Source organism: Microlunatus panaciterrae, from assembly GCF_016907535.1.
Classification (GTDB): Bacteria; Actinomycetota; Actinomycetes; order Propionibacteriales; family Propionibacteriaceae; genus Microlunatus; species Microlunatus panaciterrae.
The window spans coordinates 3391836-3413396 of record NZ_JAFBCF010000001.1 but is presented as its reverse complement, the minus strand read 5'-3'; the positions used below and the strand labels follow the sequence as shown (position 1 = coordinate 3413396).

Genomic DNA, 21561 nt, shown 5'->3' with positions numbered 1-21561 from the left:
TAGGTCAGCGCCCCAGGTCCACTTCGTAGGCTCACCATGTGGGCAATGATCACAACGACGCTCCGAGCCGGGTCCTCGACCCGTCCGATCCGGTGTCGCCGACGTTCCGGACCGCGGTGTCGGAGTCGATTGCGACCTTCCTCGCCAGCCAGCTGCCGGTGCTGGACGCCATCGGCGACGAGCTCGGTCCGGTGCACACCCTCGCCGGCCGGCTGCTGTCCGGCGGCAAGCGGTTGCGGCCCGCCTTCGCGGTCTGGGGCTGGGTCGCGGCCGCCGGCCTGCCGTCGTCCTCGCCCGGGCCGTTGCTGACGGCCGCCGCCAGTCTGGACCTGCTGCATGTCAGTGCGCTGGTTCACGACGACGTGATGGACTCCTCCGACCTGCGGCGTGGTCAGCCGGCGGCGCACCGCGAGTTCGAACGGCTGCATGCCACGGCCGGCTGGCTCGGCGACTCGGCGGTGTTCGGGCACGCCGGGGCGATCCTGCTCGGCGACCTGCTGCTGATGTGGTCGGTGCAGATGCTGCACGAGGCAGGCCTGGACCCGGTCGCGCTGGGCCGCGCACTCCCGGTGCTGGAGGCGATGCGTACCGAGGTGACCTGTGGGCAGTTCCTCGACGTGGTGGCCCAGGCGCAGCCGACCAACGGCCACGGGAGGCAGCGGGCCCTGGACGAGGCCAACCGGGTGGTCGAGTACAAGTCCGCGCGTTACACCGTCCAGCGACCCTGCCAGTTCGGCGCCGCGCTGGGCGGTGGCGACGAACGACTCCAACAGACCCTCGCCGACTACGGCTCCCCGCTGGGCCGTGCCTTCCAGTTCCGCGACGACCTGCTCGGGGTATTCGGCGACCCGGCGCTCACCGGGAAGCCTGCCGGTGACGATCTTCGCGAAGGCAAGCGCACGCTGCTGGTCGCGCACACCTATGCCCAGACCACGCCGGCCGGCCTGGCGCTGCTGGACGCGCTGTTCGGCGACCCTGGGCTGGATGCCGATGGCGTCGCCCGGCTGCAGCAGGTGATCGCCGACTCCGGCGCCAAGCAGGCGGTGGAGCGGATGATCAGCTCCAACCACGACCGCGCGCTGGCCGCTCTCGCCGCCGGCGAGCTGACCGACCCTGGCCGTACGGCGCTGACGGCCCTGGCTGAGGCCGCCGTCCAGCGGGACTACTAGGCGGGCTGCGCCGTGACCGAGTTCGCCGAACGCCTGCTTCGCGAGGGCTGCCTGGACTATACCGACGACCGACCCGAAAGGGTCGCGTCCGCCCAACGCCTGCTCGCTGACCGTCCAGACCTGGCGGCGACGGACGTGTTCACGATGGCGGCGACCGGCGCCCACCACCGCCTCCGCACCCTGCTCGCCGACCAGCCGGAGCTCGCCGATCGCCCGGGCGGCCCGTGCGACTGGCAGCCGCTGCTCTACCTCTGCTACAGCCGTCTCGGTGACGGCCCCGGCCGTTCGGCCGTGGAGACTGCGCGGCTGCTGCTGGCGGCCGGCGCCGACCCGAACGCCGGCTTTCTCTGGAACGACCTGCCGTCGCCGTTCACCGCGCTGACCGGTGTCCTCGGCGGCGGCGAGCAGGACCAGCCGGTGCACCCGGACGCGGCACGGCTGGCGCGGCTGCTGCTTGAGGCCGGCGCCGACCCCAACGACAACCAGGGTCTCTACAACCGGATGTTCTCTGCTGCCGACGATCATCTCGAATTGCTGTTCGAGTTCGGTCTCGGCGCCGGCCTCGACAGCCCGTGGCGCCGGCGGCTCGGGCACCGCTATCCCTCCCCCACCGAGATGGTGACCGAGCAGCTGCGCTGGGCGGCCGACCACGGTCTGCAGCACCGGGTCGAGCTGCTGCTCCGGCATCAGGTCGACCCGGACGGCCGGGGCTACCACCCCAACTACGGTGACCAGACGCCCTATCGGCTGGCGGTGCTGGCCGGCTTCCCGGTGATCGCGCAGCTGCTGGCCGAGGCAGGAGCCGACACCTCGGTGGTGGACGAGGTCGACAGCTTCCTCGGCGCGTGCCTGGCCGGCGACGAGCAGCGGGCTGCCGACTGGGCCGCCGCCGACCCGTCCCTGCCGCGGCGGGCGCGGGAGCGGCTGCCCACCGCCGTGGCCAAGGCCGCCGAGAACGGCCGCACCGGTCCGGTCCGGCTGCTGCTCGGCTACGGCTTCGACCCAGGGGTTCCCGAACGGTTCGGCCGCACCGCACTGCATGAGGCCGCCCACGGTGGCCACACCGACCTGGTCCGGCTGCTGCTGGAGGTGGGCGCCGACCCGAGCGTGACCGACGACCGGTTCCGGGCGACGCCGGCCGACTGGGCCCGGCACAGCGGGCAGCTGGACATCGCCGAGCTGTTGAGCGACGCCGAGCGCAAGCTCGGCAGCCGTTAGTCTTCGCCGCATGCCGAACCCGTTCGAGCAGCTCTCGCTGGAGGCCCTGCGGCGTCGTACCAGCCTGAAGTGGCGGCTGTACGAGCCCGACGTGCTGCCGCTCTGGGTGGCCGAGATGGATCTGCTGCCGGCACCGGCTGTCGTCCGGGCGCTGACCGACGCGCTCGACCTGGGTGACACCGGATATCCGTTCGGCACCGGCTACGCCGAGGCGTTCGCCGACTTCGCCGGCTGGCGCTGGGACTGGCCGATCGCGGCGGACAGCATGGCGACGGTGCCCGATGTGCTGACCGGGACCGCCGAGGTGCTCAAGCTGCTGACCGGTCCGGGCGACGTCGTCGTCGTCAATCCGCCGGTGTACCCCCCGTTCTACCGGTTGGTCGAGAGCATCGGGCGGCGGATCGGTGAGGCGCGGCTGACTGCGGGGCACCGGATCGACCTGGTCGCGCTGGACCGTGCCTTCGGCGAGGCCCGCGCCGGTGGCCGACCCGCGGCCTACCTGCTCTGCAGCCCGCACAACCCCACCGGCACCGTGCACAGCCGGACCGAGCTGCAGGCGGTGGCCGAGCTCGCGGCCGGCCACGGGGTCAGGGTGGTGGCAGACGAGATCCACGCCCCGTTGGTCTATCCCGACACCCCGTTCGTGCCGTACCTGAGCCTGCCGGCGGCCGCGGACGCCTTCGTGCTGTCCTCAGCGTCGAAGGCCTGGAACCTGGCCGGGTTGAAGGCGGCGCTGGCCGTCGCCGGCCCGGCGGCGATGCCCGACCTGGCAAGGCTGCCGCCCGAGGTCGGCTACCTGGTGAGCCACCTGGGCGTCATCGCCCATCGGGCCGCGCTGACCGGCGGGCGGGACTGGCTGGCCGAGACGGTGTCCGGTCTGGACCAGAACCGCCGGCTGCTGGCTCGACTGCTCGCCGCTGAGCTGCCGCAGGTGCGCTACCAGCCGCCGGCCGGCGGCTATCTGGGCTGGCTCGACTTCCGCGACCTCGAGCTGGCCGGCGACCCGGCCGAGCTGATCCTGCAGCGCGGCCGGGTGGCCCTCAACTCGGGACCGACGTTCGGCGGTGGCGGCGAGGGGTTCGCCCGGATCAACCTGGCCACCTCGCCGGCGATCCTGACCGAGGCCGTCCGGCGGATCGCCGCGGCGGTCGGCTGACGATGCAATTGCTGTCCGGACCCCTCCAGCCGGCCGACCCGGCGCTGGAGATGGCCTTCGCGTTGGCCCTGCTCCGCCAGGTGGACCGGGCCGAGCGGGACGACACGGTGCGGATCTACCGGGCGGGGGTACCGACGATGGCGTTCGGTCGCCGGGACACCAGGCTCGCCGGCTTTGCGGCTGCTGTCGAGATGGCCCGGCGGTCCGGGTTCGCACCGGTCGTCCGCGCAGCCGGTGGCCGGGTCGTCGGCTACACCGGATCCGCGCTGGTGGTCGACCACGTCGGCCGGGGGTCGCGGTTCCCGAGCGGGATGGAGCAGCGGTTCGCCGACTTCGGTGCCCTGTTCGCCAGGGTTCTCCGCAGCCTCGGCGTGGACGCCAGGGTCGGCGAGGTGCCCGGCGAGTACTGTCCCGGCGCCCATAGCGTGAACGCCCGCGGCACGGTGAAGCTGGTGGGCACCGCGCAGCGGATCGTCCGTGACGCCTGGCTGTTCAGTGCCGTGCTGGTGGTGGACGGCACTGCGGCGCTCCGGCCGCTGCTCACCGAGGTGCACCGCCGACTCGACCTGCCGTTCGACGCCGCCTCGGTCGGCTCGGTCGCTGACGAGGTGCCCGCCGTCACCACCGCCGATGTGCAGGCAGCCGTGCTCGCCGGCTACGCCGACCGCTACGACCTGCGGCCGGTGGAACCGGCAGCGACCACCCTCGCGCTGGCCCGTGGGCTGGTCGGCGACCACCGGGCCTGACCCGGGCGACCGGGCTCAGGTTCGAGGGGGTCAGGTTCGAGGGGGCTCAGGTCCGAGCGGGCTCAGGTGCGCTGGGACCTCGAGACCGGCAACTCGTCCTGACTAATCCTGGACACCTGACTAATTCCTGGGCACCTGGCTAATTCCTTGGGCACCTGACTAGGAAGACGAGCTCATCCGCGAGCCAGGGCCGCGAAGGTGTACCGCTCCATCCGCTGGTCCGCGTTCCAGGCCTCCCGCAGCCGAGCCTTCAGCGCGGCGGCGGCGGCCGCCGGGTCGGACGCCTCGGTGATCGGACGGACCACGCAGATCCGCTTCGCGCCGGCGGCGAGCACGTCGTCGAGGTTGTCCGCGTTGACGCCCCCGATCGCGAACCACGGCTTGGACGCCACGTCCCACGGCGGTTGGACCTCGGTGGCGTAGCGGACCAGGTCCAGCCCGACCGGCGGATAGTCGGGCTTGGTCGCGGTGGCGTACACCGGCCCGACACAGAAGTAGTTCACGTCGTCGTCTTCCACGGCCTGGTCGGCCTGCTGCCGAGAGTGGGTGGAGCGACCGATCAGCGCCCAGCGGTGCAGGTGTCGGCGGGCCGCCCTGGCCCCGCCGTCGGTCTGGCCGAGATGCAGCAGGTCGGCGGAGAACCGTCCGGCCAGCTCGGCGGAGTCGTTGACACAGACCAGGCCCTGGTAGTTGAAGGCGACCTCACGGGCGCGCCCCAGCACCTCCAGCTCCTGCTCGGGAGCCATCCCCTTCTGCCGGATCTGGATGATGTCGACGCCACCGGAGAAGGCGGCGTGCAGGAAGTCCTCCAGGTCACCCTGCCGCTCACGCGCATCCGTGCACAGGTAGAGCCGGGCGAGGCGCAGCCTGGTTTCGAGTCCCATCAGTGCAGTCACCTCTCCAGCCTAGTGGGGCGGCCCCGGTCGGTCCGTCGGCCAACTCAGTACCATGACGTGGTGCCCCAGACCCCTACCGCCGACGTCGTCATCGTCGGCGGCGGACTGATCGGCACCTCCATCGGTTGGCGCCTCGCCCAGGCCGGGCTGCGGGTCACGGTCGTCGCCGGTGATGCCGAGGCTGCCGCCTCGCGCGTTGCGGCAGGCATGCTGGCGCCGGTGACGGAGACGACGTTCACGGAGGAGAAGCTGCTCCGGCTGACACTCGCCTCGATCGGCATGTTCGACGACTTCGCCACCGAGGTCGGGACCGCCAGCGGCCTGCCGGTCGGGCTGCGGCGGACACCGACGCTCTCGGTAGCCTCCACGGCCGACGACGCGGCCCGGCTGGGCATGCTGGCCGACTACCTCACCCGGATCGGCCTCGAGTCGGAGCGGCTGACCAGCCGCGAGTGCCGGCGGCAGGAGCCGCTGCTGGCGCCTACCATCCGCTCCGGGCTGCTGGTCGGCGGCGACTGGAGCTGTGACAACCGGCTGCTGTGGGCCGCCCTGCGCGAGGCCGCCGGTCGGGCCGGCGTCCGCCGGGTCGACGGCGCCGTCGGCCGGCTCGAGCTCGCCGGCGACCGCGTCGTCGGGGTCCGGCTCAGCGACGGCAGCGGGATCGCCACCGATCAGGTGGTGGTGGCGGCCGGCGCCTGGGCAGGCCAGCTGGACCTGCCCCTCCACCTCCCGGTCCGGCCGGTCAAGGGCCAGATCCTGCGACTTGACCCGGCCGGGCTGCCGCAGCCGGGCCTCACCGTCAGGGCCTTCAGCCAGGGGGCCGAGGTCTACCTGGTGCCGCGCGAATCGGGGCACGAGGTGGTGGTCGGGGCGACCGTCGAGGACCTGGGCTTCGATCCCAGGGTCACCGCCGGCGGCGTCTACGAGCTGCTCCGTGACGCCCGGGCGGTGATCCCGATGACCGCCGAGTACACGCTGGCCGAGACCTCGGTGGGATACCGACCGGGGACCCCGGACAACGCACCTATCCTGGGAGCCAGTGGCATCGACGGGGTGACCCTGGCCACCGGCCACTACCGCAACGGGGTGCTGCTGACGCCGATCACGGCATCGGTGGTCGCCGCCGCCGTCCTGGACGGGGCGCTGCCGGACGTCGCAGCCGGTTTCACCCTGGCCCGTTTCGAGGAGCGAGAGAGATGATCATCTACGTCAACGGCGAGGAGCGCAGCGTCAGCGACGACGCGACCCTGATCGACGTACTCGGCGCTGAGGTGGAGAACGGCGAGCCGCGGCGCGGGATCGCCGTCGCCGTCGACGGCGCGGTCGTCCCCCGCCGCCAGCTGACCGGCACCGAGCTGCGTTCCGGAACGCGGGTCGAGATCGTGACGGCGGTGCAGGGTGGCTGACGACACGCTCAAGATCGCCGACCGTGAGTTCGGATCACGACTGATCATGGGCACCGGTGGCGCACCGAGCCTGGAGGTGCTCGAGGCCGCCCTGGTCGCCTCCGGAACCGAGCTGACCACGGTCGCGATGCGCCGGATCGACCCCAGAGCCGCCGGCTCGGTGCTCGAGCTGCTCGATCGGCACTCGATCGCGACGCTGCCGAACACGGCCGGCTGCTACACCAGCGCCGAGGCGGTGCTGGTCGCCCAGCTCGCCCGCGAGGCGCTGGGGACCGACTGGGTGAAGCTCGAGGTGATCGCCGACGAGGTGACCCTGCTGCCCGACCCGATCGAGCTGCTCGACGCGGCCGAGCAGCTCGTGGCCGACGGCTTCGTGGTGCTGCCTTACACCAACGACGACCCGGTGCTGGCTCGGCGGCTGGAGGACGCCGGCTGCGCGGCGGTGATGCCGCTCGGGGCACCGATCGGCTCCGGGCTGGGCATCCGGAACCCGCACAACATCGAGCTGATCGTCGCCGCCGCCGGTGTGCCGGTGGTGCTCGACGCCGGCATCGGTACCGCCTCGGAGGCGGCGTTGGCGATGGAGCTGGGCTGCGACGCGGTGCTGCTGGCCTCTGCGGTGACCCGCGCCGAGCACCCGGTCCAGATGGCCGAGGCGATGCGGCTGGCTGTGCGCGCCGGCCGGCTCGCCCGACTGGCCGGACGGATCCCGGTGCGCCGCTATGCCCGGGCATCCTCCCCGGACGAGGGGCGCATCGACTAGGTGGAACGGCAGTCGCTATTCGTCCAGAGACCGGCGCGCCGCGCCCGGAAAGGCGGCGAGCCGCTCCTACACTCCAAGACAAGGCCCACACGGCCCTCCTTCCCCGACCGTGTCTGGAGCAGGCGTGACAATGACGAGCCTCGGTGACCCCCTGGTGGGGCATGTGCTCGACGGTCGCTACCAGATCATCCAGCGACTGGCCCGCGGTGGCATGGCCACCGTCTACCAGGCCGTGGACACCCGGCTGACCCGCACCGTCGCCGTCAAGGTGATGCATGTCGGCCTCGGTGACGACGCCGAGTTCGCCCGCAAGTTCGACCGCGAGGCCCGCGCCGCGGCCCGGCTGTCCCACCCCAACGTGGTCTCGGTGTTCGACCAGGGCCGCGACAACGGCCGGCCGTACATCGTGATGGAGTACGTCGAGGGAATGACGGTGCGGGACGTGATCAGCCGCGAGGCGCCGGTCTCCGCATTGCGCGCCCTGGACCTGATCGAGCCGGTGCTGAACGCGCTGGCCTGTGCCCACGACGCCGGGCTGGTCCACCGCGACGTCAAGCCCGAGAACGTGCTGATCTCCGACCGGGGCCAGATCAAGGTCGCCGACTTCGGGCTGGCCAAGGCCGTCACCGCGCAGACCTCCACCGCCACTGCGGGCCTGCTCATCGGCACCGTCTCCTATCTGCCACCTGAGCTGGTCATCTCCGGCAAGGCGGGGCCGCGCTCGGACGTCTACAGCACCGGCGTGGTGCTGTTCGAGCTGCTCACCGGGCGCAAGCCGCACACCGGGGAGACGCCCATCCAGGTCGCCTATGCCCATGTCCACAACGACGTCCCGCCGCCGTCGGAGTTCGCGGCCCCTGGCACCATCCCGCCCTACCTCGACGCGCTGCTGGCCTGCGTGACCGCACGCGACCCGGACGCCCGGCCGCACGACGCGCGGGTGATGCTGATGCAGGTACGCCGGGTGCGGGCCGCTCTGAAGGAGGGCCTGCATGACGACCCGGAGCTCACCCAGGACCTGACCACCCCGCTGCTCGGGCTGCAGGACCGGCCCGCGTTCGGCGACGACGAGCTCGCGGCAGTCGATCCCGACCCGTTCTCAAGGGCGCAGGGGGTCGACTTCGAGCCGACCACGACCGTCACCGGCCCCGCGGCTGACCGGCCCGCGGGTCACGCGTCGGCCCAGCGGGTGCTGACCCGGGTGCCGGTGTCGCCCCCCTCCCCGTCACGCGTCAGCGCCTTGGCCGGCTCGCGGCGCCGTCCGGCCACGACCAGCCCTGTCGGCACGGACCGTCTGCAGGACCAGCACCGCCGGCAGCGCCGCAACCGCTGGCGCGGCTGGATCGCGCTGGTCCTGGTGCTGATGCTGACGGTGCTGGCTGCCACCGCGGGTTGGTACCTCACCAAGGGCCGCTACACCACCGCCCCCGCTTTGACCGCGATGACGCAGGACCAGGCCGCGGCCGCGGCACGTGAGTCCAGCCTCAACATCGCCTTCCACCAGGCGTTCAGCGAGACCGTCGCCAAGGGCAGCGTCATCTCCACCGACCCGGCTGCCGGCAGCAGGATCGAGTCCGGCGCCACGATGACGGCGGTCGTGTCGAAGGGTCCGGAACGGTACGCCATGCCCGACCTGGTCGGTGAGAGCCGGACCGACGCGCTCGCCGCCCTGAAGAAGCAGAACCTGGCGGTCGGCAAGGTCTCCGAGACCTGGGATGACACCACGGCCAAGGACCATGTGCTGAGGGCCTCCCAACGGGCCGGCGCCAGGCTCAAGAAGCTGACCCCGGTCGACCTGACCGTCTCTCGCGGACCGAAGCCGATCGACATCGTCGACTACACCGGCAAGTCGGCCACGGACGCGCAGAAGGCGCTGAAGAAGGCCGGCTTCACGGTGAAGGAGACCACCCGCCATTCCGGCAGCGTCGCCGCCGGTCTGGTGATCAGCCAGAGCCCGGACAAGGGCAACGGCAAGAAGGGCGACACCATCGCGCTGGTCCGCTCGCTCGGGCCGGTGCTGGTGACGGTCCCGAACGTGCGCGCGATGGGGCTGCAGGCCGCCACCCGGGTGATGGCCGACCGCGGCTTCAAGGTGGCCAAGAAGCCGGTCAGCCAGAACTTCCTCGGGGTCGGTTTCGTCGCCTACACCGATCCGCGGTCCGGCACCAAGGCACCCAAGGGCTCCACCGTCACCCTCTACTACGTCTGAGCGCGCCCCTCTGCTGTGACGCCCCATCGCCTGTGAGACCCCATTCACTGTGAAAGCCTGCTGCCCGTGAGCCCCCGGCGCAACCATCTCGCCTTCGTCGCCATTCTGGCCATGACGGCTGCCTGGGGCTCGACGTTCTTCATGATCAAGGACGTCGTCACCCGGATCCCGGTCACCGACCTGCTGGCGGTCAGGTTCGCCATCGCGAGCCTGGTGCTGGTGCTGGTCGCCTTCCGGCAGCTGAGGATGAGCGCGGCCACCTTGGCCCGCGGTGTCGGGCTCGGGCTGCTGTACGGGGTCGCCCAGATCCTGCAGACGGTGGGCCTGTCCCACACCGCGGCCAGCGTCTCCGGCTTCATCACCGGTCTCTACGTCGTGGCCACCCCGCTGTTGGCGGCGCTCATCTTCAGGGTCCGGGTCAGTGCCGTCACCTGGATCGCCGTCGGGCTCGCCACCGGCGGGCTGGGCGTGCTGTCGCTCCAAGGTTTCGCCCTCGGCTACGGCGAGCTGCTCACCCTCGGTGCGGCCATCATCTATGCCGGGCACATCATCGCCATGGGCCGCTGGAGCACACCGGAGACGACGATGAGCCTGACCGTGGTGCAGATGGTCGTCATCGCCCTGGTCTGCACGGTCGGCGCCCTGATCGGCCCCGGGGACTGGCGGATCCAGCTGCCCGGGTCCGGCGGCGACTGGCTGGTGATCGTCTACCTCGCCGTCGTCGCCGGCGCCCTGACCATGTTCCTGCAGACCTGGGCGCAGGCCCGGATCGAGCCCACCCGGGCTGCGGTGGTGATGTCGATGGAGCCGGTCTGGGCCGCAGCGTTCGCGGTGGCCCTCGGTGGTGAGAGGATCAGCTGGCGGATGCTGCTCGGCGGCCTGGCGATCCTGACCGCCATGTATCTGGTGGAGCTGGCTCCGCGACGCAGCCTGAGGGCGGCCGAGGCCACTCTCGAGGCGGCCGATGACCTGACCGCTACCCCGGAGAGGCCCCATTCCCCATGAACAGCAGCACGGTCCTGCTCATCCTGGTGCTGCTGGTGGCCGCAGGTGTCGCCGTAGCGGTGGTCTTCGCCGTGCGGCGCCAGCTCTGGAAGGGGAAGATCCGCGAGCTCGGCTGGCGCTACGAGTCGTCCCCCAGCCTGGCCAGCGCCCAGTCGCTCGGTGTGCCCCCGTTCGGTGTCGGTATCAGCCGGAAGGTCGACAACGCCATCGTCGGCCGCACCCGGTCGGGCTGGGCCTTCCAGTCGCTTGAGTACACCTACACCGGCGGTGGACCCGCGTTCGACGACCGGGTGGCGATGGTGAGCCTGCCGCTCGCCCTGCCGGAGCTGTACGTCTGCAGCCGGGCGACGACGCCGCGCCGCACCGGGGTCCGCTGGCCGGAGGTGACGGTCGACCCGGCCTTCGGGACTGTCTTCGGCGTCCGGGCGGCCGAGCCCGGCTACGCTACGGCGGTGCTGACCCCGCAGGCTCGCCAGCAGCTCGTCGACTGGGCCCGAACCGGGCCGGTCGACCTCAGCATCGACCACCGGTCACTGGTCGCGTTGGGAGCGCCCAAGGACCCGGACGAGCTGACCGTGTTCGTGGACCGGCTCGCCGGGGTGGCTGCGGCGATGGACCTGGGCCGGCTCGGTGGGTACGCGATCGCGGACAAGGTGCCGGGGTACGGCTTCTACGGCCAAGACTGGGCCTGGGTCGGGGTGGACGACTCACTGATCCCCGCCTTCGCCGGGATCGACCCGTTCGGCGTGGGGACCGGACGGCGGACCTCGGACGTGATCCGCGGCACCGTCCGCGGCGTGCCGATGACGGCCTTCCGCTACCACTGGCAGACCACGCACACCGAGACCAGCACAGACAGTGAGGGCCACACCCACACCCGCACCGTCACCGACCACCACCAGCAGCCGATCATCGCGCTGAGCCTGCCGGTGCAGGTGCCCGATCTGTCGGTCCTGCCGGAGGGCCTGCTGCGGCGGCGGCGCGACATCGACTTCGAGAGCCAGGCGTTCAACGAGGCGTTCACGGTCATCTCAGCCAGCCGGAAGCTCGCCTACGACGTGATTCATCCGCGGATGATGGAGTTCCTGCTGGCTGCTCGGCCCGGCAGGTTCTGCTTCCACCGCAACCTGCTGGTTGCCTACCCAGCGTCGCATGACACCCAGTTGATCAGCCAGACGACGGACTTCCTCACCTCGTTCCTGGGCCGCATCCCGGAGTTCGTCTGGCGTGACCTGGGCGCGACCCAGCCGCTCAGCGTGCCGACGCCCGCTCTCGGGCGCTGATCGCCCGGGCGACGGCCCGGGCGTCCAGGTTGATCTGCAGCAGCAGGCCCTTCAGCGCGTTGGCGAGACCGACGAAGTAGAGGTCGGGTGCCCACGGGCTGGTCCGACCGCCCTTCACCAGCGGGCGGTCACCGCTGAGCACCCCGAGATGGCCCACCAACGCGGGCAGTGTCCGCCGATAGCCGGTTGCGGCGATCACCACATCGGCCCGGACCCGCTGCCCGTCCGCGAGCTGCACCCGGTCGGGGTGCAGGGCGACCACGGCCGGCACCACCCGGACCGTACCCAGCCGGAGCTGGGACAGCAGTCCGACATCGATGGTCGGCACTACATCCGTACGGCGCATCTGCGCGACCAGACCCTCGCTGGGCCGACCCACGCCGAAGCCGGTCAGGTCACCGACCGTCACCCGCTGCAGCAACCGGTTGACCGGGTCGACGACCGGTGCGGGCAGCAGGTCATTGAGGATGCCGAGCAGCGTCGTCGGCACCGGCCCGATCTGGCGTGGCACGATCTGCGGCGGTGTGCGGATCGCCAACCGCACCGAGCGGGCACCGTGCTCGGCCAGGTCGGCGGCGATCTCCGCGCCCGAGTTGCCGCCACCGACCACCAGTACGTCCAGGCCACGGTAGACCGACCCGTCCCGGTAGGCCGCCGCATGCAGCAGCTCGCCGGTGAACTCTGAGGCTCCCGGCCAGTCGGGCAGCACCGGCTCCTGGTTGTAGCCGGTCGCCACCACCACGCTCCGTGCCGTCAGCTCCCCCTGCCCTGTCAGCACCCGGTAACCGCCGGCGGACCGTTCGACGCGATGGACGTCGACGCCGAGCCGGACCTGCAGCCGGTGGTGCGCCGCATACTGCTGCAGGTAGGCGACCAGGTCGTCCCGGCCGACCCAGCGGCCCATCGTGGCCGGGATGCGCAGTCCCGGCAGGTGCGACTGGACGCGTGGCGTGTGCAGATGCAGCCGCGCGTACCGGTTCGCCCAGGATTCCCCGACCGTGTCGCCGCGGTCCAGCACCTGCGCCTCGACTCCATGCCGGCCCAGCGCCGCCGCAGTCGCCAGGCCGGCCGGTCCCCCGCCGACCACCACAACCGCAGTTGGCTCGCTCACCCGCTCAGCGTAGGACCGGAACGGCGGCCCCGGTGCGCTACTGCCCGGCCCCGGCCTGCGCGGCCAGCGCCTCATTGATCGGTGTCTCGCCGGAGATGGCCTCGAACTGGCACCGGACCGCCGTCCGGTGCAGAAGCGCCTCGATCACCAGCGCCGCCACATCAGCCCGCGGGATACTGCCGGGCCCGGTCTGTTCGGCCAGGGTGACCAGTCCGGTCGGCTGGTCGTCGGTCAGACCGCCCGGCCGGATGATAGTCCAGTCCAGGTCACGTCGGCGCAGGTCGGCGTCCGCCTCGCTCTTGGCCCGCAGATAGATCTGGAAGACGTCGGTCGAGTCGGGGTCGAAGCTGTCGGCACCGAGGGCCGAGACCATCAGGTAGCGGTTGACACCCGCCCGCTCCGCGGCATCGGCCAGCAGCACGGCGGCATCACGGTCGACGGTGAGCTTGCGCTCCGGTCCGCTGCCGGGTCCCGCGCCGGCGGCGAAGACCACCGCGTCCACCCCGACCAGGTCAGCAGCCAGGGCGTCGAGGGCCACCTGCTCCAGGTCGATCAGCACCGGGATGGCGTCCAGCTGCAGCAGGTCGACCGCGTGGTCGGGGTTGCGGATCAGACCGACGGCCTGATGTCCCGCCTCGGCAAGCCCCTGCAGCACCAGCCGGGCGATCTGGCCGTGACCGCCGGCGACGACGACGCGCATCAGAACGCCTGCGGCCGGCCGCCGCGCAGGTCGACGAGCGCGGTCTCGGTCATGTCGTTGACCCGGCCCAGGACCAGTGCCCGGCCGCGGTCGTTGAGCAGCTCGTCGTGGATCGGGAAGCCGTGCGGAGCTGCGACGGCGCGGACGAAGTCGATGGTCTCCTTCATCGCCGCCCAGGGCCCGTAGGCGGGCATCGCCAGGACGTCGACTCCCTCGGGTGCGGTCGCGTAGGAGTCACCCGGGTGGAACACGGTCGGTTCGCCCTCGGCACTGACCAGCAGGCCGACGTTGCCGATCCTGGGGATGTCCCGGTGGATCTCGGCGTGCGTGCCGCCGACAGCAGAGATCGTCACCGGCCCGAGCGAGACGGTGTCACCAGCCGCGATCGGCGTGATCGCGCCCAACTCGGCGATCTTGCCGTCCCGGACCAGGCCGGGGATGCTCGGCTCCACCAGCACCCGCGCCGACGGGTTGGCGGCCAGCAGGGCAGGCAGCTGCTGGTCGTCGAGATGGTCGGGGTGCAAGTGGGTCACCAGCACGGCGTCGAGGTCGGTCAGGGAGCGCCAGGCGTCGGACAGGTTGCCGGGATCGAACAGGATCCGCAGGCCCGCCATCTCCACCAGGACACAGGCGTGCCCGAGATGCTGAAGGTGCATTCCCCCACCGTACGACACGACGGCACCGCTCAGAGCAGTTGGCCGACGATCTCTCCGGCCCGGCGGCAGCCGTCCGCGTCGACGCCGAGGTGGGTGACGGCCCGCACCAGCCGGGGGCCCAGCGCGGACACCAGCACCTGCTGCTCGGCCGCGGCCCGGGCCACCTCCGCGGCGGAACGCTCGCCGGTGTCGATCACCACGATGTTGGTCTGCACCGCGTCGGGGTCGACCGCAGCCGGGGCACGGTCGGCCACTGCCGCGGCGAAGCTGCGGGCGTTGGCGTGGTCATCAGCGAGCCGGTCGACGTGCCGGTCAAGGGCGTGCAGTGCAGCCGCCGCCAGCATTCCCGCCTGCCGCCAGCCGCCGCCGAGACGCTTGCGCCACACCCTGGCCCGGGCGATCCGCTCGGCCGAGGCCACCAGCACCGACCCGACCGGAGCGCCGAGGCCCTTCGAGAAGCAGACGCTGACGGTGTCGAACAGCCGGCCGTAGTCCAGCAGCGGGATTCCGGTGGCCACCGCGGCGTTCCACAGCCGGGCGCCGTCGAGGTGGAAGCCCAGCTCGTGCTCGGCGCACAGTTCGGCGATCGCCCTCAACTGGTCGAGGTCCTGGAGCGTCCCGCCGCCGAAGTTGTGGGTGTTCTCCACCGCAACGGCTGCTGTCGAGACGAGATAGGGACCGGCCTTCGGCGAGATGATGGCGGCCACCTGGTCGAACTCGGCCAGCCCGCGGTGCGACGGGAACGTCCGCATCGTCAGTCCGTGCACCGCCGCATGGGCGCCCATCTCCGCCCGGGCGATGTGCGCCTGGACGTCGCACAGCACCTCCTCACCCGGCTCGACCAGGGCCCGGACACCCAGCAGGTTGGCCATCGAGCCGGTCGGGCAGAACAGACCGGCCTCGTGTCCCAGAATGCCGGCGACCCGATGCTCCAGCTCCAGCACCGTCGGGTCCTCGCCGTAGACGTCGTCCCCGACCGCAGCAGCCAGCATCGCCTCCCGCATAGCGCTGGTCGGCTTGGTCACCGTGTCCGAGCGCAGGTCCACCACGTGCCCTGAGCTTGTCGAAGGGCCAATGACGCGCCCTGAGCTTGTCGAAGGGCCCTCCACGTGCCCTGAGCTCAGTACGTGCCCTGAGCTTGTCGAAGGGCGTCCTTCGACAAGCTCAGGACGCGGATTGGGTTCAACAGCCGGTCCTTCGACAAGCTCAGGACGCGGATCGGGCTCAGGACGCGGATGGGGTGGGAGCGCGGTCACTGCTCAGAAGTCGATCGGCTGGTAGTCCTGGACCGGGTTGGCCCGCCGGATCCGGCCGTCCGTCAGCCGCTCGGCGACCATGAAGGCGAGCTCCAGCGACTGGTTGCGGTTCAGCCGCGGGTCGCAGAGGGTCTCGTAGCGGTTCACCAGGTCGGCCTCCACCAGGTCGTCGCCGCCACCGACACACTCGGTCACGTCACCCCCGGTCAGCTCGACGTGGACACCACCAGGCCAGGTGCCAAGCTCGTCGTGGACGTCGAAGAAGCCGTTGACCTCGTCGATCACATCGGTGAAGGCGCGGGTCTTGTAGCCGTTGGCCGCCTCGAAGGTGTTGCCATGCATCGGGTCACAGACCCACGCAACCTTGCGACCGCTGTCGGTGACCTTCTTCACCACGTCCGGCAGTACATCGCGCACCCGGCCTGCCCCCATCCGGGTGATGAAGGTGATCCGGCCGGGCTCGTGGTCCGGGTCCAGCCGGTCGGCCAGCTGCAGAGCGGTGTCGGCGGTGGTGGTCGGGCCCAGCTTCACCCCGAGCGGGTTGCGGACGTGCCGAAGCAGCTCGACGTGGGCGCCATCGAGCTGACGGGTGCGCTCGCCGATCCAGAGGAAGTGGCCCGACACGTCGTAGGGCAGGCGGGTGCGGGAGTCGATCCGGGTGAGGGCCTGCTCGTATTCCAGGCTGAGCGCCTCGTGGCTGGCGTAGAAGTCGACCGTGCGGAACACGTCGTCGTCGATGCCGCAGGCGACCATGAAGGCCAGCGCCCGCTCGATCTCCGACGCCAGATGCTCGTAGCGCTGCCCGGCAGCGGAGTTCTTGACGAAGTCGGCGTTCCAGGAGTGCACACTGCGCAGGTGCGCGAAGCCGCCGGTGAGGAACGCCCTGCTCAGGTTCAGCGTGGCTGCCGACGCGTTGTAGACATCCAGCAGCCGTTGCGGGTCGTGCGCCCGCGCCTGCGGCGTGAACGCGAAGCCGTTCACCGCATCGCCACGGTAAGCGGGCAGGGTGACACCGTCGCGGGTCTCGGTGTCGGAGCTGCGCGGCTTGGTGTACTGCCCCGCCAACCGACCGACCTTGACGATCGGCACCTGCGCGGCGTACGTCAACACGACCGCCATCGACAGCAGCACCCGGAGCTTGCCGGAGATGTTGTCGGCGGTCACGCCGTCGAAGGTCTCCGCGCAGTCACCGCCCTGCAGCAGGAACGCCTCGCCGGCGGCAACGCTGGCCATCTTCGCCCGCAGCTCGTCGCACTCGCCGGCGAAGACCAGGGGTGGCAACCGACGCAGCTTGGCGACCACCTGCTCGACCGCGGCGGTGTCCGGGTAGGTCGGCTGCTGGAGCGGCTTCAGGGCATGCAGATCAGCCAGTGACGGGATGTAGGACGACTCGGACACGCGCTAAGCCTAGACGCCCGACCTCCGACGCCCGCCAGCAGCCAGCAGATGGACCGGCCGAGCACGGGTCAGGCCTGCGGGGAGGTCTCGGCCTCCTCCTGGGCGGCGGCCTCCCGAGCGGCCAGCTCCTTGGCCTGTGGTGCGTACATGTCGATGTACTCCTGCCCGGAGAGCTCCATGATGGCGTACATGATCTCGTCGGTGATGGAACGCAGGATGAAGCGGTCCTCGCTCATCCCCTGGTAGCGGGAGAAGTCGAGCGGCTTGCCGAACCGGATGGTCGGGCTGATGATCTTACTGATGATCTTGCCCGGCGGCGCGATCACATCGGTCCCGATCACCGCCGTCGGGACCACCGGGACGTTCGCCTCCAGCGCCAGTCTCGCCACCCCGGTGCGGCCCTTGTAGAGCCGGCCGTCATGGCTGCGGGTGCCCTCGGGGTAGATGCCGAACAGCTCACCGCGCTCCAGCACCTTCAGCCCGGCCCGCAGCGCGCCCTCGCTGGCGCGGCCGCCCTGACGGTCGATCGGCACCTGACCGGTGCCGGTGAAGAAGCGTTTCTGCGCCCAGCCCTTCAGACCGACGCCGGTGAAGTAGTCGGACTTGGCGACGAAGGTGACCCGGCGGTCCAGGGCCAGCGGCATGAACAGCCAGTCGACGAAGGACAGGTGGTTGCTGGCCAGGATCGCCGGACCGTGCGCTGGGACGTTCTCCACGCCCTCCTCGATCGGCCGGAAGATCTTGCGTACGCCGGGTCCGAGGAGCACGTTCTTGAGCACCCAGTAGATCCCCCGGCCCCCCTCGCCGCCCTGACCGCTCTCAAGCTCGACCTTGTCGCCGTCGACCCGGACCAGCCGGTCCTCGCTCATCTCGACGACCCGGAGCTCAGCGTGACCGGCACCGGCGGAACCGGGCGGCCGAACCCTGGTCGCGGTGCGGTCGCGGCAACGAGCTCGCGCCCTTCGGCCCGGGCCGTCTTGACACTGATGGCGTAGGCGTCGACGTACTCCTGGCCGGAGAGCTCCATGATCGCGTTCATGATCTCGTCGGTCACCCAGCGCAGCACGTCCCGGTCGCTGCCGGCGGAGGCATAGCGGGTGAAGTCGAGCGGCTTGCCGATCCGGATCCCGGGCCGGCGCATGATCGGGAAGCCGAAGAACCTGCTGCGCACGGCCTGGGTGGCGAACATCGCCACCGGGATGACCGGGACGCCCGACCTGAGCACCAACCTGGCGGTGCCGGTCTTGCCCTTGTAGAGCCGGCCGTCGGGAGAGCGGGTGCCTTCCGGGTAGATCCCGAGCAGGTGTCCCTCCTCGAGCACCTCGAGCACCCCGTCCATGCTGGTGGCACTGGCCCGGCCGCCGGAGCGGTCCATCGACTTCTGGCCGATGCTCTTCAGGAACAGGGTCGTCAACCGGCCGCGGAAGCCGCGACCGTGGAACAGCTCGGCCTTCGCCGGAAAGGTCACCCGCCGGCCGATCATCGCGGGCAGCAGCACCGTGTCGCCTGCCGACAGGTGGTTGCTCGCCAGGATGGCCGGGCCCTCGTCAGGGAGGTTCTCCGCTCCCTCCACCCAGGGTCGGCAGACCAGCCGCAGAGCGGGTGCGACAGCGAACCACTTGAACAGCCAGTACAACAACCGAGCCTCCTGATGTCGAGCAAAACCCTAGGCCCTCGGAGCCGATCGTGCGACCAGCGGCCCGTCTGTGCCCTCAGGTGGAGAATACTTGCGCGCCTGTCTACGATTCGCTCGTGAGCAGTATGTTCCGGTGCGATGATGCCCGGCACCGGCTGGGGAAGGGTTGACCGGTGCCCCGCCCCAGCGAGGACGATCGGGAGGCGATCGACCGCGCCTTCGCCGAGATGATCGCCGGCTACCACCTCACCGCGGAGCGCGATGAGCCGATCGCCGACAGGACCGCACCGGAAGAGCCCGCGACAGCGTCCCCCGCTGCACCGGCGCCCCCCGCTCCCCGCCCGAGCGTCCACGGCGCGAACGACCCGCCCGACCCGGGCTGGGCCGACGAGCATCCGCTGTTCAGCTATCCGATCACGCCGGACGAGTCGGCGAAGTCGAAGGAGCCGGTGCAGCAGGACCCGGTCGAGAGCTTCGTGCCGGAGCCGGTTCCGCCGCTGACCCGTCCGGCCTGGCCGGTGCTGCTCGGTTGGATCGGGATGGGTTACGCCGTGCTGACCATGCTGGTGGTGCTGGTCGGGGTGCGGCCGCCCTCCTGGGTCGGTTGGTTGGCGGTGGGCGGCTTCGTCGGCGGTTTCGGCATCCTGGTCGCCCGGCTCCCCCGCAACCGTCCCCCGGATGCGGGTGACGGGGCGGTGCTGTGAGCGCCGAGGAGACCGTCGAGCTCAGCGGGCACATCATCGACAGCGGCGTGTTCTCGGCGTTGCTGGACGACATCCACGAATACGGCGCCGACTTCACCATCACCCGGTTCGAGGTCGGCCACCACTCCGGCGACCCGTCCTGGGCACAGGTGCGGGTCTCGACCGAGACGGCGGACGACCTGCAACGACTGCTGATGCGGTTGCAGACCCATGGCGCCAACCTGGTCGACATCGGCGAACCGCAGATCGTCGCAGCCGATGCGGACGGCGTCTTTCCGGACGGGTTCTATTCGACCACCAACCTGGAGACCCAGCTGCGGCTGGGCGGCCGGTGGGTCAGCGTCGAGCGGCCGGAGATGGACTGCGGCCTGGTGGTCGAGGATGGGGTGACCGGCCCCACGGTCCGTACCGTCCCGATGGCCGATATCCGTGCCGGCATGCGGGTGGTCTGCTCGGCCCAGGGTGTCCGGGTCACGCTGCCGCAGCCGTCCGAGAGCGACCGCGGCTTCGGCTTCATGGATTCTCAGGTGTCGAGCGAGAAGCCGCAGGCGCTGCTGGTGCGGCAGGTCGCCGACGAGATGCGGGCGACCAGGGCGGCCGGGCAGAAGGTGCTCTGGGTCGGCGGTCCTGCGGTCGTGCACACGGGCGCGGCGCCGGCGATGGTCGCACTGGTCGACGGCGGCTACGTCGACGTGCTGTTCGCCGGCAACGCGCTGGCTACCCACGACATCGAGGCCGCACTGTACGGGACGTCGCTCGGTGTTGACCTGGTCGCCGGGCGCGGCGTCCAGCATGGCCACGAGCACCACATCCGGGCCATCAACCAGATCCGCCGGGCCGGTTCCATCCGCGCCGCGGTCGACACCGGCGTGCTGACCGGCGGTGTGATGCATGCGCTGGTGCGTGGTGGCCACGACTTCGTCCTGGTGGGCTCAGTCCGCGACGATGGGCCGCTGCCGGATGTCTTCACCGACGTCCTGGAGGGTCAGCGGGCGATGCGGGCCCGGCTGGACGGGATCGGCTTCTGCCTGATGGTGGCCACCACCCTGCACTCGGTCGCTACCGGCAACCTGCTGCCGGCATCGGTCCCACTGGTCTGCGTCGACATCAACCCGGCGACGGTGACCAAGCTGGCCGACCGCGGCTCGGTGCAGGCCCGCGGCATTGTCACCGACGTGGGGCTTTTCTTGCACCAGCTTGCCGCGGAACTAACGGACTATCGCGTCGGGCCTTGATCCGGCGGCGGCCCTTGCGGCGACGAGGCCAGAACCCTGCGCGGGCGGTCTCCGGCGGCTCCAGCAGCGAGTGCCTGGCCAGGTCGGCCGCGCCGATCAACCCGGCGTCGTTCTTGAATCGGGCCAGCGTGAGCAGCGCCTCCGGCCGATAGCCGCGACCGGTCAGTGTCCGGTGGAAGGACCGTTGGGCCGGCACCAGCAACAGGTCCCCGGCATCGCTGACCCCGCCGCCGATCACCACCAGGTCCGGGTCGAGTGCGGCAGCCAGGTTGGCGATCCCCTGCCCCAGCCAGCCACCCACGTCGGCCAGCAGCTCGGTCGCCGTCGGCTCACCCTGGATCGCCGCTGCCGTGATGGCCGGCCCGGTGATGTTCTCCACCTTGCCGCCGGCCATCTCCAGCAGCCTGGCCGCGACCGGAGAGTTCGCCAACGCCATCTCGCGGGCCTCCCGGACCAACGCGTTGCCCGACGCGTACTGCTCCCAGCAGCCGCGGTTGCCGCACTCGCAGCGGTGACCGCCCGGGACGGTGATCATGTGGCCCCACTCGCCCGCCATCCCGTAGCGGCCGCGGAACAGCTGTCCGTTGATGACCAGCGCCCCGCCGATTCCGGTACCCAGCGTGACACAGACCATCACCGCCGAGCCGATCCCGGCGCCGAACTTGTACTCGGCCCAGGCGGCGGCGTTGGCGTCGTTGTCGACGATCAGCGGCAGGTCGAGTCGCTCGTTGAGCCGGTCCCGCAGCGGCTCCTGCCGCCAGGCCAGGTGGGGCGAGAACGCCACCACCGCCTGGTGGGTGTCCACCCAGCCGGCGGCCCCGATCCCGATCGACTCCACCCGGAACTCTCGGCGCAGGTCCGTGACCACGTCGACGATGGTGTCCTCCACCGCCCGTGGACTGCGCGACGGGGTCAGCTTCCGCTGCCGGGCCAGGATGTTGCCCTGCTCGTCCACCACCCCGGCGGCGACCTTGGTGCCACCGATGTCGACACCGATACTGAGCAGCTCGGTCA

General features: G+C 71.1%; 21 protein-coding genes. 12 read left to right on the top strand and 9 right to left on the bottom strand.

Annotated features, from left to right (window positions below; all coding sequences use genetic code 11):
* The first annotated feature begins 38 nt into the window (after window positions 1-38).
* From JOE57_RS15575 to JOE57_RS15560, 4 genes are read left to right on the top strand one after another with little or no spacing between them, the layout of a single operon-like run.
* Window positions 39-1169 (top strand): polyprenyl synthetase family protein, encoded by a 1131-nt coding sequence (locus JOE57_RS15575; protein ID WP_204919427.1) that lies wholly within the window; start codon window positions 39-41, stop codon window positions 1167-1169.
* A gap of 12 nt (window positions 1170-1181) precedes the next feature.
* Complete coding sequence (locus JOE57_RS19245; protein WP_204919425.1) at window positions 1182-2387, top strand: ankyrin repeat domain-containing protein; 1206 nt, start codon at window positions 1182-1184, stop codon at window positions 2385-2387.
* Window positions 2388-2397: 10 nt separating this feature from the next.
* Window positions 2398-3543 (top strand): MalY/PatB family protein, encoded by a 1146-nt coding sequence (locus JOE57_RS15565; RefSeq protein WP_204919423.1) that lies wholly within the window; start codon window positions 2398-2400, stop codon window positions 3541-3543.
* A 2-nt stretch (window positions 3544-3545) separates the two neighbouring features.
* Window positions 3546-4289 (top strand): lipoate--protein ligase family protein, encoded by a 744-nt coding sequence (locus tag JOE57_RS15560; RefSeq protein ID WP_204919422.1) that lies wholly within the window; start codon window positions 3546-3548, stop codon window positions 4287-4289.
* 173 nt (window positions 4290-4462) lie between these two features.
* On the opposite strand, the gene thiE is transcribed toward JOE57_RS15560, so the two are convergent.
* Window positions 4463-5185 (bottom strand): thiamine phosphate synthase, encoded by a 723-nt coding sequence (gene thiE / locus JOE57_RS15555; RefSeq protein WP_338041338.1) that lies wholly within the window; start codon window positions 5183-5185, stop codon window positions 4463-4465.
* A gap of 60 nt (window positions 5186-5245) precedes the next feature.
* Between thiE and thiO the strand changes: the two genes are divergently transcribed.
* The 6 genes from thiO to JOE57_RS15525 all read left to right on the top strand — a co-directional run bounded on the left by thiO (window position 5246) and on the right by JOE57_RS15525 (window position 11851).
* Window positions 5246-6385, top strand: coding sequence for a glycine oxidase ThiO (gene thiO, locus JOE57_RS15550; protein ID WP_204919420.1), 1140 nt, complete (start codon window positions 5246-5248; stop codon window positions 6383-6385).
* On the top strand, window positions 6382-6591 hold the full coding sequence (thiS, locus tag JOE57_RS15545) for a sulfur carrier protein ThiS (protein ID WP_204919418.1): 210 nt from the start codon (window positions 6382-6384) through the stop codon (window positions 6589-6591). The genes thiO and thiS overlap by 4 nt, the downstream gene beginning before the upstream one ends.
* A complete protein-coding gene (locus JOE57_RS15540; RefSeq protein ID WP_204919416.1) occupies window positions 6584-7354 on the top strand; it encodes a thiazole synthase in 771 nt (256 codons plus the stop codon). The genes thiS and JOE57_RS15540 overlap by 8 nt, the downstream gene beginning before the upstream one ends.
* 130 nt (window positions 7355-7484) lie before the next feature.
* The gene (pknB, locus tag JOE57_RS15535) at window positions 7485-9563 is read left to right on the top strand and encodes a Stk1 family PASTA domain-containing Ser/Thr kinase (protein WP_204919414.1); all 2079 of its coding nucleotides are present in this window, start codon (window positions 7485-7487) and stop codon (window positions 9561-9563) included.
* Between the two features lie 66 nt (window positions 9564-9629).
* Window positions 9630-10568 (top strand): DMT family transporter, encoded by a 939-nt coding sequence (locus JOE57_RS15530; protein ID WP_338041337.1) that lies wholly within the window; start codon window positions 9630-9632, stop codon window positions 10566-10568.
* Window positions 10565-11851, top strand: a complete 1287-nt coding sequence (locus JOE57_RS15525; protein ID WP_204919412.1) for a hypothetical protein — start codon at window positions 10565-10567, stop codon at window positions 11849-11851. Before JOE57_RS15530 ends, JOE57_RS15525 begins: the two co-directional genes overlap by 4 nt.
* On the opposite strand, the gene JOE57_RS15520 is transcribed toward JOE57_RS15525, so the two are convergent.
* From JOE57_RS15520 to JOE57_RS15490, 7 genes are all read right to left on the bottom strand, one after another.
* A complete protein-coding gene (locus JOE57_RS15520) occupies window positions 11820-12962 on the bottom strand; it encodes a flavin-containing monooxygenase (protein WP_338041336.1) in 1143 nt (380 codons plus the stop codon). The two genes, JOE57_RS15525 and JOE57_RS15520, sit on opposite strands and share 32 nt — an antisense overlap.
* A gap of 37 nt (window positions 12963-12999) precedes the next feature.
* Window positions 13000-13662 carry an SDR family oxidoreductase gene (locus tag JOE57_RS15515; protein WP_204919408.1) on the bottom strand — a complete coding sequence of 221 codons (663 nt, stop codon included), beginning with the start codon at window positions 13660-13662 and terminating at the stop codon, window positions 13000-13002.
* The gene (locus JOE57_RS15510) at window positions 13662-14318 is read right to left on the bottom strand and encodes an MBL fold metallo-hydrolase (RefSeq protein WP_204919407.1); all 657 of its coding nucleotides are present in this window, start codon (window positions 14316-14318) and stop codon (window positions 13662-13664) included. Before JOE57_RS15510 ends, JOE57_RS15515 begins: the two co-directional genes overlap by 1 nt.
* A 29-nt stretch (window positions 14319-14347) precedes the next feature.
* The gene (locus JOE57_RS15505) at window positions 14348-15367 is read right to left on the bottom strand and encodes a GntG family PLP-dependent aldolase (protein WP_204919405.1); all 1020 of its coding nucleotides are present in this window, start codon (window positions 15365-15367) and stop codon (window positions 14348-14350) included.
* A gap of 210 nt (window positions 15368-15577) precedes the next feature.
* Window positions 15578-16972, bottom strand: coding sequence for a class II 3-deoxy-7-phosphoheptulonate synthase (locus JOE57_RS15500; RefSeq protein ID WP_204919403.1), 1395 nt, complete (start codon window positions 16970-16972; stop codon window positions 15578-15580).
* Window positions 16973-17040: 68 nt separating this feature from the next.
* Window positions 17041-17841, bottom strand: coding sequence for a lysophospholipid acyltransferase family protein (locus JOE57_RS15495; protein ID WP_204919401.1), 801 nt, complete (start codon window positions 17839-17841; stop codon window positions 17041-17043).
* Window positions 17838-18611: a lysophospholipid acyltransferase family protein gene (locus JOE57_RS15490; protein ID WP_204919400.1), complete on the bottom strand. Its 774-nt coding sequence runs from the start codon at window positions 18609-18611 to the stop codon at window positions 17838-17840. The genes JOE57_RS15495 and JOE57_RS15490 overlap by 4 nt, the downstream gene beginning before the upstream one ends.
* 170 nt (window positions 18612-18781) lie before the next feature.
* On the opposite strand from JOE57_RS15490, the gene JOE57_RS15485 reads away from it, so the two are divergent.
* Both JOE57_RS15485 and JOE57_RS15480 read left to right on the top strand, forming a co-directional pair.
* Window positions 18782-19312: a hypothetical protein gene (locus JOE57_RS15485; RefSeq protein ID WP_204919398.1), complete on the top strand. Its 531-nt coding sequence runs from the start codon at window positions 18782-18784 to the stop codon at window positions 19310-19312.
* Window positions 19309-20547: an ornithine cyclodeaminase, nickel-pincer nucleotide-dependent gene (locus JOE57_RS15480; RefSeq protein ID WP_204919396.1), complete on the top strand. Its 1239-nt coding sequence runs from the start codon at window positions 19309-19311 to the stop codon at window positions 20545-20547. Before JOE57_RS15485 ends, JOE57_RS15480 begins: the two co-directional genes overlap by 4 nt.
* Here the strand turns inward: JOE57_RS15480 and JOE57_RS15475 are convergent.
* A complete protein-coding gene (locus tag JOE57_RS15475; RefSeq protein ID WP_204920503.1) occupies window positions 20480-21553 on the bottom strand; it encodes an ROK family glucokinase in 1074 nt (357 codons plus the stop codon). The genes JOE57_RS15480 and JOE57_RS15475 overlap by 68 nt on opposite strands.
* Window positions 21554-21561: the final 8 nt, after the last annotated feature.

Bases quoted from the DNA above. Each gene is read 5' to 3' on its own strand.
- JOE57_RS15565 (WP_204919423.1), top strand. From the start codon at position 2,398: ATGCCGAACCCGTTCGAGCAGCTCTCGCTGGAGGCCCTGCGGCGTCGT.
- JOE57_RS15560 (WP_204919422.1), top strand. From the start codon at position 3,546: ATGCAATTGCTGTCCGGACCCCTCCAGCCGGCCGACCCGGCGCTGGAG.
- thiS (WP_204919418.1), top strand. From the start codon at position 6,382: ATGATCATCTACGTCAACGGCGAGGAGCGCAGCGTCAGCGACGACGCG.
- pknB (WP_204919414.1), top strand. From the start codon at position 7,485: ATGACGAGCCTCGGTGACCCCCTGGTGGGGCATGTGCTCGACGGTCGC.
- JOE57_RS15525 (WP_204919412.1), top strand. From the start codon at position 10,565: ATGAACAGCAGCACGGTCCTGCTCATCCTGGTGCTGCTGGTGGCCGCA.
- JOE57_RS15515 (WP_204919408.1), bottom strand. From the start codon at position 13,662: ATGCGCGTCGTCGTCGCCGGCGGTCACGGCCAGATCGCCCGGCTGGTG.
- JOE57_RS15510 (WP_204919407.1), bottom strand. From the start codon at position 14,318: ATGCACCTTCAGCATCTCGGGCACGCCTGTGTCCTGGTGGAGATGGCG.
- JOE57_RS15495 (WP_204919401.1), bottom strand. From the start codon at position 17,841: ATGAGCGAGGACCGGCTGGTCCGGGTCGACGGCGACAAGGTCGAGCTT.